Source organism: Pedobacter sp. ISL-64 (assembly GCF_018613605.1).
Classification (GTDB): domain Bacteria; phylum Bacteroidota; class Bacteroidia; order Sphingobacteriales; family Sphingobacteriaceae; genus Pedobacter.
On the sequence record NZ_JAGGPU010000019.1, the window covers coordinates 1 to 12202 of the forward strand.

13 protein-coding genes are annotated in these 12202 nt (G+C 34.0%); 7 read left to right on the forward strand and 6 right to left on the reverse strand.

Annotated features, from left to right (window positions below; all coding sequences use genetic code 11):
• Nucleotides 1-247 precede the first annotated feature (247 nt).
• The 6 genes from J7E57_RS20220 to J7E57_RS20245 all read right to left on the reverse strand — a co-directional run bounded on the left by J7E57_RS20220 (nt 248) and on the right by J7E57_RS20245 (nt 6409).
• Nucleotides 248-973, reverse strand: coding sequence for a LytR/AlgR family response regulator transcription factor (locus J7E57_RS20220; protein WP_215125423.1), 726 nt, complete (start codon nt 971-973; stop codon nt 248-250).
• On the reverse strand, nt 970-2058 hold the full coding sequence (locus tag J7E57_RS20225) for a sensor histidine kinase (RefSeq protein ID WP_215125424.1): 1089 nt from the start codon (nt 2056-2058) through the stop codon (nt 970-972). Before J7E57_RS20225 ends, J7E57_RS20220 begins: the two co-directional genes overlap by 4 nt.
• 86 nt (nt 2059-2144) lie before the next feature.
• Nucleotides 2145-3200: a sensor histidine kinase gene (locus tag J7E57_RS20230; protein WP_215125425.1), complete on the reverse strand. Its 1056-nt coding sequence runs from the start codon at nt 3198-3200 to the stop codon at nt 2145-2147.
• Between the two features lie 3 nt (nt 3201-3203).
• Complete coding sequence (locus tag J7E57_RS20235; protein ID WP_215125426.1) at nt 3204-4601, reverse strand: S41 family peptidase; 1398 nt, start codon at nt 4599-4601, stop codon at nt 3204-3206.
• 72 nt (nt 4602-4673) lie between these two features.
• Nucleotides 4674-4853 (reverse strand): hypothetical protein, encoded by a 180-nt coding sequence (locus J7E57_RS20240; RefSeq protein ID WP_215125427.1) that lies wholly within the window; start codon nt 4851-4853, stop codon nt 4674-4676.
• Nucleotides 4854-4990: 137 nt separating this feature from the next.
• Nucleotides 4991-6409, reverse strand: a complete 1419-nt coding sequence (locus J7E57_RS20245; protein ID WP_215125428.1) for a S41 family peptidase — start codon at nt 6407-6409, stop codon at nt 4991-4993.
• Between the two features lie 290 nt (nt 6410-6699).
• Here J7E57_RS20245 and J7E57_RS20250 point away from each other — a divergent pair, with 290 nt between their 5' ends.
• From J7E57_RS20250 to J7E57_RS20275, 7 genes are all read left to right on the forward strand, one after another.
• Nucleotides 6700-6873: a class IIb bacteriocin, lactobin A/cerein 7B family gene (locus J7E57_RS20250; RefSeq protein WP_215125429.1), complete on the forward strand. Its 174-nt coding sequence runs from the start codon at nt 6700-6702 to the stop codon at nt 6871-6873.
• A gap of 2 nt (nt 6874-6875) precedes the next feature.
• Nucleotides 6876-7001: a hypothetical protein gene (locus J7E57_RS27290; protein ID WP_262897871.1), complete on the forward strand. Its 126-nt coding sequence runs from the start codon at nt 6876-6878 to the stop codon at nt 6999-7001.
• 758 nt (nt 7002-7759) lie between these two features.
• The gene (locus tag J7E57_RS20255; RefSeq protein WP_215125430.1) at nt 7760-7897 is read left to right on the forward strand and encodes a hypothetical protein; all 138 of its coding nucleotides are present in this window, start codon (nt 7760-7762) and stop codon (nt 7895-7897) included.
• Between the two features lie 263 nt (nt 7898-8160).
• A complete protein-coding gene (locus J7E57_RS20260) occupies nt 8161-9321 on the forward strand; it encodes an HlyD family secretion protein (protein WP_215125431.1) in 1161 nt (386 codons plus the stop codon).
• Nucleotides 9322-9385: 64 nt separating this feature from the next.
• Nucleotides 9386-11587, forward strand: coding sequence for a peptidase domain-containing ABC transporter (locus tag J7E57_RS20265; RefSeq protein WP_215125432.1), 2202 nt, complete (start codon nt 9386-9388; stop codon nt 11585-11587).
• Nucleotides 11588-11604: 17 nt separating this feature from the next.
• Nucleotides 11605-11913 carry a hypothetical protein gene (locus J7E57_RS20270; protein WP_215125433.1) on the forward strand — a complete coding sequence of 103 codons (309 nt, stop codon included), beginning with the start codon at nt 11605-11607 and terminating at the stop codon, nt 11911-11913.
• Between the two features lie 89 nt (nt 11914-12002).
• Nucleotides 12003-12182 (forward strand): hypothetical protein, encoded by a 180-nt coding sequence (locus J7E57_RS20275; RefSeq protein ID WP_215125434.1) that lies wholly within the window; start codon nt 12003-12005, stop codon nt 12180-12182.
• Nucleotides 12183-12202 lie beyond the last annotated feature (20 nt).

Here is a 12202-nt window from a genome sequence, read left to right on the forward strand (position 1 = left end):
GGTAAAGATATGAGCGGGGCTAGGTAGAACCGGCAGTGAGTAAAATAGGGGGATAGAACCTCACTCTGTTAAGGCATGTGATTGGCAAATGGTGTGCAATCCCTCTCCTCGAAGAGCTGGAGGCAGAGGGCGGTGAGTTTGCAAAATTCTTAATGTATAGCCTGTGGTGCGCTATAGTTTCTTCGTGTGCTTTGCGTCCCTTTTATGCGCTCTTCGCGGTTAAATAGGCCTGTGGATAGGCAACTAGCTACGAAATCAGCTTTTGCTTCATCATGTCTAAAAAATCTTTGCGATAAGTTTCTCCTATCAATATTTCTGCAGAAATACCTTTTAGAATAATCCTGTTTCCATCAATGGAGATGATTTTATTAAGCGCCACTATAAACGATTTCTGCACACGGATAAATTGCGCTTTGGGCAATCTTTCCTCTACATCTTTCATGGTTAGAAGCGCAAGCGTTCTAATTCCATTATGGTGAAAAGCAATATAATTTTTCATGCCTTCAACAAAATCAATTTCGGCAATATTAATTTTTAGCATTTTACCTTTAGCCTCTGTTTTAACCATGAAATAATCATCATCCTGCTGGTTCACAGGTGCGCTGTTTTTTTTAGTGTTAATAATCTTTTGAGCCTTGTTTATGGCTTGTAAAAAACGGGGCAAAGGAATAGGCTTAACTAAATAATCAACCACATCAAGATCAAAGCCTGCAGTGGCAAACTCTTTATAGGCAGTGGTAAGTATCACCTGCACATCTTTGTTGTTCATCGTTTGGATGAAATCAATGCCCGATATCTCTGGCATATGAATATCCAAAAAAATGAGATCTACCGGGTTACTGCTTAAAAAACTCAGGGCATCAATCGGATTGGTGAATGTTGCGGCGATCTGTATTGCGGCAACAGATTTCAGGTAATGTTGTATTACTTCAATGGCATGATCTTCGTCATCAACAATAATGCAATTAATCATGAGGCGTATGGTTGAGGTTTAATTTGTGGTATCTTGAAATGTTCCAAAAAGCCTAAATTGTCAGATGATGATGGTTTTTCTTGGTGATCGGTAACCTTATTGTAAGGCAAAGTTAATTCAAGGCTGTAATCAATCTCGGTTTCATTAATGTTTAACGCAACCCCTTTTTTGTAATGATTTGCGAGTCTTTTTTTTATGTTTTCCATACCTATACCACTCGAGAGCTCTTTAGGCCCTTTTTTCTTTTTGTTCCAAGTGCTTAAACGAATATGATGGTCGGTTTCGTTAATGCTTAAGGCTATTTTAACAGGATGCAAATTATCTGTACAATTGCCATGTTTTAAGATATTCTCTACAACAGTAATTAGAATTAATGGAATCAATCTTACATTATCGGTATTTCCATTCACACTAAAATCGATCTGTAACTTGTTATTGAAACGAAGCTGATTAATTTTAATTACATTTTTAATATGCTCAATTTCCTCTTCTATTAATGTCATGCGGTCATCTTTATCCATTTCCAGGGAATAGCGCATGATTTTACTGAGTGTCATAATGCCATCGGCAAGCTCTTGTGATAAGGGTAAAGACTTTGCAAAAAAGAAATTCAGCGTATTATTTAAAAAGTGAGGATTAATCTGTGCACGGAGAAAAGCATTTTCAGTATCAAACTTTTCTTTTTCAATTATTTTTAACTCTTTTTCTCGTTTAATGGATTGGCGGAAATAAAATAAACTAAAGGATAAAAGGGCATATTTAATAAACTTGTATAGATTTAAAGTGATAAAATCGAAGAATTGAAACGCCCTTGGTGTAGGCCCATCTGGCCAAACAAAAGGCCTGATGTAATAGCCAGTAATGTACCAAAAAACAGCATAAGAAGCATGTGCAAAAATTAAACCAATAATTAATCGCCACGCTTTTAAAGGATAGGTATAGAGGGAATAAATATACCAACATAAATAAAAGGCATATATATCGGGCAAGTAAGTAAAGAAGAAATAAAGGATGCCTGTTGAATAAGCTTTAGGTGACTTGAAAAGACCCGCTAGAATAGTCAGCACAATATATCCTAACCACAAGCTTATATGATAGATGATTAATCGGTGCTTTTTGAGAAATTCTAACTTGGTTATCATTTTATAATTAATTGTGATAATTAAATTATTTAACGCGTTTTATATTTATTGGGTAGGGTTAAGCTAAGTGCATAAAAATCATCCTGATTATTTATACTTAATTTAAAATAAGCCCCATAATAACTTTTAAGTCTTTTTTGTAAATTTTCGAGACTTGTTCCATTAGAGGATTTATTTTGTTTACTATATTTTTTATTAAAAGTTTTTATTATGAGGGTTTTATCTTCCTCAATTTTCAAACTAATCAGAGCGCCAGCGTCTTGATTAATGCAATCTCCATGTTTCAAAATGTTCTCAAGTAGGGTAACCAAGGTTAGGGGGACAATTGTAGCATTTTGTGCATCCCCTTCAACATTTAGATCTATACACAAACGATTGTTAAAACGTAATTGATTGATATTGATGATGTTTCTTGCATGTTCTATTTCGTCCGTTAAGGGCATCAACTGATTATTTTGATCTATTTGTAGTGAATAGCGCATAATCTCTGATAATGTCATTATTCCGTTTGACAATTCTTCGGACAGTGGCAATGATTTAGCGTAAAAAAAGTTTAAAGTATTGTTTAAAAAGTGTGGATTTATCTGAGCCCTTAAAAAAGCATATTCAATTTCTAATTTTTCGTTTTGTATTTGCCTTAAGCGCTTTTGATGCTTGAGCGTTTTTTTGAAATATTGAAATCCGAATGCCACAATGTTACACTCAATAAAAATATAAAATATAACTGCAATAAATTGCCAGAATATAAATTCTGATGTTGGCGTGTAATCTTTGCCAAGCTGCGGCAGTATCCAGTAATCTACCACATACCAAACTATTGTATAGGTAATAAATATTAAAATTATAGATACAATTAATTTGGTTACTTTAATTGGTTCTAAAAATTTGGAATAAGCATACCAACTTATATAGAATCCGTATAATGTTGGAATGTTTAATATTAAAATATCGGTAAGCAAGTTTTCCCATACATTAGCCACATAATTTGGATTTCTTGAAAAGCGCAAAATTATGTTTAAAGCTGTAAAAGCTACCCAAAAGTAGATATGGTATAACAGTACTTTATGTTTTTTGAGTAAAAGCAAAATTTACAATTTATAATCTTTAACAAATTTTATCCAGTCCTTAACATTTGCAGGTATTTCTACATCGGGTTTAATACCAATATTGGCTTTTTCTTTGTTCGCGATAAGTAATCTTGCCGGTGGATAAACTAGTGTGAAAAAATTACAAGGCATTTGGGTTTCTACGCGTTCGAGGTAGTTAATGGAACCTGAACTATTGGTGCCATAAAGTTTAACTTTTTTGCTCTGTTTAGCTTGTAAAATAAAGAGTTCTGCACTACTAACCGATTTTTTGTTCATTAAAATGGATACACGCTGAGGATTTTTTAATATAGAGTTGTACTTGATAGTATCAGCACGGTAAAGCAGATACATTTCGCCACGATGTGCTTTTAGGTTAGCTACTTTTTTTATATAACTTTCCTTTATATCGCCAGAAGTTAAGTTTATAATTCGTTCATATCCATCTTTAATATTATCATCTGTGGCTAACACCTGTGCTTCCTCTGTTAAAATTGGATTGGTATACAGGTAAGGTAGTATTTCTCCGAAAGCACTTGCAGCTCCGCCAGCATTATTTCTTACATCGATAATTAAATGCTCGGTATTTTGTAGTACTGAAGCATTTTTAATCATCAAACTATCTGTCTCCTTTTTAAGCTCAATGGAAAAACTAGGGATAGTTAAAAGACTTGTTTTGTCATCAAGATTTTTAAATTTAGGATTGTTTATTCCCAGCTGAGATCTATGCTCAGGCGGTGTATTTTTGTAGAATTTACCAAGCTCATTTAGATTAATGGTATCTTTTAGTAAGTCCATTTTGGCTAGGTAATCTGAGTGATCTCTGGCGAGAAAATAGGTGAAATTATAAGCTTGATTTATTTTTTTTACCTTGAATTTAATTTGTTGTGGAGACCAAAATATTCCATCAGCTTTAATCACGAACCCAATAAACTCATTATGGATTAAACTATCGCGAACTATACCAAGTTTGAAGATATTAGATTCATGATTCCAAATGCCTTCTATATTATCTACAGATCTTTTAGGATTATTTAAATAAGATTTTAGTTTATCTTCAGTCCAATTCGTTTTCGCTTCTTTTGAGAAAAAATGAATAATAGAATCTTTTGGTTGATTCGCGTTAAATAAAACAGTCATATGCTTGTCCTTAAAAAAGTCAAGCCACTCTCTGCAAAGAGAAATACATTTATTACTTTCAGTTTTATTTGCTATTTTTTGAAGGCTATCCGTAAAATGCTCAAATTGTTTTTGATTCAATTTGTTAACCTTGTCATTATAGCCAACATAGTTTTTCTTAATTCTTTGCACCATAAATTCAAAATTATCCGAACAATTACAAACCTGTGCCCCACAATTAATCGAGAGAAATAGACAAAGTAATAAATATATAATTTTCATAATTTTTTTATCAACTTAATAAAGTTACTAGAAAGTAGTTGATTGGTTTCCTGGAGAATAAATTGAATTAAGTTAAAGAGAAATAGTTTGGTTAAGAGTCTCATTGCAAATATTGGTGCCTGTTGAAACAGGGTTTTCAGTAGTTGGATTACTCCCTCCGTTAATTTTTCTCATCTGCTCTTTACTCAAATTTGCAATTGCTTTTTTCTTAAAAAGAAACACCGTCTTTTTTTCTAATTTGTTGTTTTTCATTAAGGTATTTTATTAGGTAGTTAAATAAATGTGCTTAAAGATGTTTTTTTTTAATGTAAAAGCCAAAATATATACACCAAATAGCTGTTTGTATATACGAAACCAGTGGATTGTATGGTATAAGTTTAAACTTATATTTAGTTTTTATACTTTTTAACAAACTCAATCCAATCTGTCACATTGTCTCCGATTTTTACCTGAGGTGTAATGCCAATATTATCAAGAGGGCGCTTTACAGCATGAAAAGATTTTGCTGCAGGGTAAACCAGATTAAAAACATTGCAAGGCAGATGTATAATTACCATTTCGCCGTAATCTACACAGCCTGCAGAGTTTTGACCAAATAAGGTTACTTTTTTGCTTTGTTCTGCTCTTAAAATAAAAAGCTCTCCACTACTTGCTGTGCTTCCATTAATTAAAATAGAAATGCGCGAAGGATTCTTTAAAACCTTTGAGCGCTTTATGGTATTTCCATTATAAAGCTGGTATAATTCACCCATATGTGCCCTTAATTTTTTATTGTTCCGTTTCATGGTTCTTTTCGAAGCTGCCGTTGCATATGGATAATCCTTTTCATAACAATCACGGATATTATCTGCTGTTGCTAGCACTAAACCACCATCAACATGGATCGGGTTGGTATATAAATATGGAATGAGTTTTTCAAAGCAATGGGTCGATCCTCCTGGGTTATCGCGTACGTCAACAATCAAATGTTCTGTATGTTCCAAATTATCTTTATTACTGGCAACCAGACTGTCTATCCTTAGTTTATATTTAGAATCAAAAGATGGAAGCGTTAATAAGGAAGTCTGATTGTCCAAAACTTTAAAACTTGACATTAAATCGGGGGCAGTAAATTTGGGCGGGTATACTGTTTTTGTTTTTTTCTCTCCTCTTTTCCATTGCCCAAAAAAGCCAAAATCTAAAAGGTCTTTTCGTATATTCAATTTGGGATAGTTAACAGAATGATCGCCACCATTAAAAAAGATGGTTTGATATTGATTATCCGTTTCCCTAATTTTAAGTTTTATTTGCTGTGGCATCCACCGTGAGCTATCTGCTTTCATTACAAAACCAATAAATTCAGTAGCTGTTTTTGTCTGGTCTTTAACGATCCCGATTTCGTATATCCCATAATTCCAGATTCCCTCTATACTATCTAATGTTGTCTTATTTTGCTGTAAATAAGATTTAAAAGTATTTTCTGTCCAGCTTGTTTTCTCTTCATTCGCAAAAAATATCCTTACGGAATCGGGGTTAAGTTTGCCGAAATCCATACCGAAATCAACGTGCTTGTCTTTAAAAAAACTTAACCACTCCCGGCACAAACTTAAACATTTGTATGAATTGGCCTGATTGGCTACCTGTTGCAGACTGTCAGTAAATTTTTTAAAGTGCTGACTATTTGCGGGCGTTACTTTATCAGCATAACCAACATAATTTTTTGTTATTCTATTGGTAAGATAGCTGAAGTTATCACCACAATTGCAGTTTTGCGCTTGTAAATTGTAAAATGGAAATAGGAGCAATAAGTAGAAGATATTTTTTTTCATAGTTTTCAGTTACAATTATAGTCGATATTTATACTTAAAGGATAAACTATTTTAAAATACATATTTGTCTTATATTTTGCGTATGAAATGTAATATCTGGGGTAGCGCCAGTTTCATTCAATATTGGCTATTCAGCTGTTATAACCTCTTTTCGTCCTTATTAAATGCCCTTTAGTGTATCTTTTTTTTTGATTGAAATTTAATGTCCAATACTTGTTTCATGTTAGGCCAACATAGGCAAAACCTGAAAAGCCTTTAACGAGTAAGCAATAAAATTTAAATTAAACGAAATGAAAAAATTAGCATTAGAAAATTTTGGCGTTCAGGAATTGGGCGCTAAGGAAATGAAAAAAATTAATGGCGGCATTATTCCTGCAATTATTGCAGCGGGAGTAGCAGTTTGTGGAGGAGCATGGTTCCTTGGAGAGAAAATGGGCAGAACGTTGTATAATCAATTACATTAATCATGATGATAGTTGAACTAACAACAGAAGAGCAATCCGAAATCAATGGTGGATTTGGATTAGTACCTTTAATATTTATTGCAGCTGTAGCTTATGGGTACTGGGATGAATCTACAAAGCACAAATAATCGTTTACTGAAGCAAGTTTTCACTTAATTCTGTATATTTACGAGTAAACTATCTATAATATAAGATGCATTTGTATGGATAGTATTTGAATAAGAATTGTTTTTGAAAATTTTATCAAATATTTATGAATAAATACAATAATAAGTCAGAATATAAGACTTTGTTGGTAGTTGCAATAATTACATTTATTTGTTTCGCAACATGGCAAAAGGGTGAAGATTATGGTAGAAAAATGTATAATTCTTTTTTACATAGTAAGTAAATTGAACAATAATAGATGTGCCAGATAACTTTTATACCTACTGTAAAAGGTTAATTAATCAATGGGTAATTTATATAATTACCCATTGATTTTTGGGTATAAATTTATAACTGATATAATTTAATACTATGGATTACTCAATAAAAAAAGAAGACAGACTTTATTTCTTTGTACTATTTCTTATCACTCTGTCTTAATTTTTACCGGTTATTTTTCGGTAAAGAGCTAGGTAGTCTATATTATGAAATTAGCTTTAACTAGTCTTATGAATAGAATTAAAGGAAGAGCCTATAAAAAGGATTCTTACAATTAACCTTCATTAAAGCAATATGAATAACAATTCTGAAAAAAAAATAAAAACACTCTCTACAATATGGGGTATCCTTTTATCTGTTCTATTCTTAGGTGAAATAACAGAATCTTTTGGACGTAGTATTGCTAAAGATTTTAATCTCCATAAGAAGGAAATAAGTGATGCTCATACCACATATCACCATGAAAACACTAAAAAATAATTGGGTTAAGTTGATCTTGTTTTTACTCTTGTTTAGTGCCATGATGGTTGCATATAAAATTGGCAGAAATGATGGAAACCCTAATGGTAAAAATGTAGGTGTTGATTTGTCTAAATAACGTTAATCACCTTAAATTAATCTAAACTGCAATTTGAGCAAAAACAAGTTGTGTTTAATTAAATATGAAATAAATTAATTCCTAGAAAGCCAGGTACGCTTGAAATATCGAGAACCGATAATGCATATTGATGCATCTATCGGTTTTTTTTATTTTATAAAGATTAAAAACAGTTTCATCCCTACAATCCCCCTTTTCGTGTATCTTTTTTCTTGTATAATTTAATAATTACAAACTTGGCCTTAACCAGCCAATTGATGATTATGCCTTTTATAGAAGACGCCAATTTTGAAGATAATTCCATCATTTTTTTACACCATACCAAGGTACGGACACAAATTATTTATTCTGCCACCATACTATTCATTATTGCGGCTTTAGCTGCCCTACCTTTTATTTATACAACAGTAAGCGTTAAGGGGAATGGTTCTTTGCAGAGTAATATCGAAAGAACAGAACTGCTGGCACCTGTGGCTGGGAAAATTACCCTGATTAATTTAACCGATAACAAAAAAATAAAAAAAGGACAACTCCTTTTAAATATAGACCCTACTATACCTGCAACACAAAATTTGATTTTGAATAATCGTTCTGGTGAATTAAAAAATTTATTAAATGATGCGCTCCTCGTTTTAAAACTGGTCGACTTAAGCAATGCAGTGACACCTGCATTGCAAACCGGCCTGTACGCGGCAAGCTGGCAACAATACGCGGAGCAGATTCAGAATGCACTAAACGCACGCGAACAGGCATACAAAATTTATAAAAGGTATGAAACATTGTATACCAAAAAGGTTGTTACCGAAGCAGAGTATGAGCAATATAAGTTTAATTACGATCAGGCGCTTTCTGATTATAATTTAGTGGCTAAAAAGTACAAAACACAGTGGCAAACAGAATCTAATCAATATAGAAAAGAATTAAAAGATCTCGATAGTCAGAAAATCCAGCTAACCGAGCAGGAGAAATTATATCATTTAACCGCAGGGGTATCCGGAACGGTGCAAAATCTATCAGGTTTACAATTGGGTTCGTTCATTACCGCCAATCAGAAAATTGGTGAGATATCGCCTGATAGTGCTTTGCTGGCCATCTGTTATATTAAACCTGCTGATATCGGTTTAATTAAAGCTGGCCAAACCGTCAGGTTTCAGGTCGATGCTTTTAACTATAACCAATGGGGTTTGCTTGCTGGTGTAGTAGCCGACATTTCTGACGATATTATATTGATTAACCAAAGCCCTTATTTTAAAGTGAAGTGTAAATTAGACCGGGATTATTTAAAGTTAAAAAACGGTTATAGAGGACAAGTAAAGAAGGGGATGACCTTTAACGCACACTTTACTATTGCAAAACGAAACTTGTATCAATTGCTTTATGATAAAGTTGACGATTGGTTAAATCCAAACGGAGTTAAAAGCTAAAAGACCAAAGCAGAAAATTTTCAAATCTCACATCACCAGTCTCAAATCTCACATCTCCCTTCTAATGTCTACACTAATAAAACAACGCGATATTACCGATTGTGGCGCCGCTTGTTTGGCATCTATAGCTGCATTTTATAAATTAAAGATGCCCGTTGCGCGCATCCGCCAATTGGCCAGCACCGATCAAAAAGGAACCAATGTTTTAGGTTTGATAGAGGCTGCAAATAAACTGGGTTTTGAAGCAAAAGGCGTAAAGGGCAGTTTAGATAGTCTTTCTAAAATTCCATTGCCAGCCATTGCGCATGTGGTGGTAAGGAAGCAATTGCAGCATTATGTAGTTATTTATAAAGTAACCGATAAATACATTGAAGTAATGGACCCGGGCGATGGGAAAAAACACCGTAAAACTTTTGATGGATTTACAAGCGAATGGACAGGCGTACTGGTTCTGTTGTTACCTGATGAGGGTTTTAAGCAAGGCAATGAAAAGATTGATACCAGAAGCCGTTTTTGGAACCTGATTAAACCGCATAAAAGTATTGTAACGCAGGCACTTTTTGGTGCTTTGATTTATACCATTCTTGGACTATCTACCTCAGTTTTTGTTCAAAAAATAACCGACCATGTTCTGGTAGAAGGTAATCGGAACCTGCTTAATTTAATGAGCTTAATGATGGTGGCAATTTTAGCGCTGCAATTATTTATTGGAACGGCTAAAACTATTTTTACGATCCGCACGGGCCAGCAGATAGATGCCCGATTGATATTGGGCTACTACAAACACCTCTTAAAACTGCCTCAGCAGTTTTTCGATACCATGCGGGTGGGCGAAATTATCTCAAGGGTAAACGATGCCGTTAAAATAAGGGCTTTTATCAACGATGTTTCCATTAACCTTGTTGTAAACGGCTTTATTGTTGTATTCTCTTTTATTTTAATGTTCAGTTACTATTGGAAACTCGCTTTAATGATGTTGGCTGTAATTCCATTGTATTTATTGATTTATTTCATCAGCAATAAACTGAACAAGAAAATGCAGCGCAAGTTGATGGAGGAATCGGCCGAGTTGGAATCGCAATTGGTGGAGGGCTTAAATAATGTAGCCACAATTAAAAGATTTGGCCTTGAAAGGTTTACCAACGAAAAAACAGAAGCTCATTTTATTGGCCTGCTCAGAACAATTTATAAATCAGGATTAAACTCTGTTTTCTCTGGAACATCAACTGAGGTTATTGCCCGTATGCTCACTATCATCTTGCTTTGGGTGGGTGCAGGTTATGTTTTAGATGGCGAAATTACCCCTGGGGAATTGTTTTCTTTCTATACCCTTATTGGTTATTTTACTGGTCCTGCTACTTCCTTAATTGGAGCAAATAAATCTATCCAGGATGCAATGATCGCCTCCGATCGTTTATTCGAAATTATGGACCTGGAGATTGAACAAAATTCATCGAGCATTTTCCTTACGAAAGAATTAATGGGCGATATCAGGTTTGAACATGTAGCCTTTAGATATGGCAGTCGTGTAAATGTGTTTGATGATTTAAACCTAAAAATTAAGGCTGGAAGTTTTACCGCAATTGTAGGAGAGAGCGGATCTGGGAAGTCTACCTTAATGTCATTACTTCAAAATATTTATCCCATACAATCGGGCAATATTTTTATTGGTAATCATGCGCTTAAGTATTTGAACAATGCCTCTTTAAGAAATTTACTAAGCGTTGTGCCGCAAAAAATTGACCTTTTTGCAGGAAATGTAATCGAAAATATTGCCATTGGCGATTATGAGCCAAATATGCAACAGATTATTAGTATTTGTACACAACTAGGGATTATCGATTTTATTGAAGCTCTGCCAGAAGGTTTTCAGACATATTTAGGAGAAAACGGAGCCTCTTTATCAGGCGGACAGAAACAAAGGATTGCAATAGCAAGGGCACTGTACCGTAATCCTGAAATTTTAATTCTGGATGAAGCCACTTCCTCTCTAGATTCGGCTTCGGAGCAGTATGTGCAGCGAACAATAGACTTGTTGAGAATGCAAAAGAAAACAATCATCATCATTGCGCATCGGTTACCTACGATTAGAAAAGCTGATCAGATTATTGTATTAGATAAAGGAAAGGTTGTAGAAGAGGGGAGCCATACTGAAATGATGATTGCAAATGGCCATTACGCCAATTTATGGAAACAGCAATTTGGTGATGAGGACCTAACAAGTTTAATAACCCCCTCACTTGAATTTGTAAGAGATAGCATTTAATTATCCAAAGTCTTATTATGAAACTATTAGAATACATCGATCGCATTAAAATCATCCATAAACTGATAAAAGAAAGTCGTACAGGTGCTCCTGAAAATTTAGCAAGAAGGTTATCAATTTCAACCTCGAGACTATACGTGGTGTTAGATGAGTTGAAACTAATGGGGGCTCCAATAGAATACTCGCGACAGTTACAAACATATTATTATACCCAAGCATTTGAAGTAAATATTAGAGCCGATTTTACGGTTTTGAAACCACAGGAGTTAATGAATATAAATGCTGGGGTTTTTTATCAGCAAAATTATCCACTCCTTTTTTTGTAGAGTGGGCAAAAGTAATTTAGTAGTGTTGCAACAAAAGGCGTAAACCGAAAAGCCTTTAAAGAGTAGGTGAATTAAATAAAATCTAAATTGTGAAAAAATTAAATCTAGAGCATTTCAATGTTCAGGAGATGAGCCTCTCAGAAATATCTCTTGTTGAAGGAGGTAGCTGGATTGGCAGGGCGTGGAATTCGATAAAAGAATTTGTTTTGGATGTAGTGCACGAAATTGTTACCGATGTGGTAGGTACTGATCCCACCTCAAACCTTTAAATAACTAAAATAAACCCGAT

Coding starts and splice junctions, on each gene's coding strand:
- J7E57_RS20220 (WP_215125423.1), bottom strand. CDS start 973: ATGATTAATTGCATTATTGTTGATGACGAAGATCATGCCATTGAAGTA.
- J7E57_RS20235 (WP_215125426.1), bottom strand. CDS start 4,601: ATGAAAATTATATATTTATTACTTTGTCTATTTCTCTCGATTAATTGT.
- J7E57_RS20240 (WP_215125427.1), bottom strand. CDS start 4,853: ATGAAAAACAACAAATTAGAAAAAAAGACGGTGTTTCTTTTTAAGAAA.
- J7E57_RS20245 (WP_215125428.1), bottom strand. CDS start 6,409: ATGAAAAAAAATATCTTCTACTTATTGCTCCTATTTCCATTTTACAAT.
- J7E57_RS20250 (WP_215125429.1), top strand. CDS start 6,700: ATGAAAAAATTAGCATTAGAAAATTTTGGCGTTCAGGAATTGGGCGCT.
- J7E57_RS27290 (WP_262897871.1), top strand. CDS start 6,876: ATGATGATAGTTGAACTAACAACAGAAGAGCAATCCGAAATCAATGGT.
- J7E57_RS20255 (WP_215125430.1), top strand. CDS start 7,760: ATGAAAACACTAAAAAATAATTGGGTTAAGTTGATCTTGTTTTTACTC.
- J7E57_RS20260 (WP_215125431.1), top strand. CDS start 8,161: ATGCCTTTTATAGAAGACGCCAATTTTGAAGATAATTCCATCATTTTT.
- J7E57_RS20265 (WP_215125432.1), top strand. CDS start 9,386: ATGTCTACACTAATAAAACAACGCGATATTACCGATTGTGGCGCCGCT.
- J7E57_RS20270 (WP_215125433.1), top strand. CDS start 11,605: ATGAAACTATTAGAATACATCGATCGCATTAAAATCATCCATAAACTG.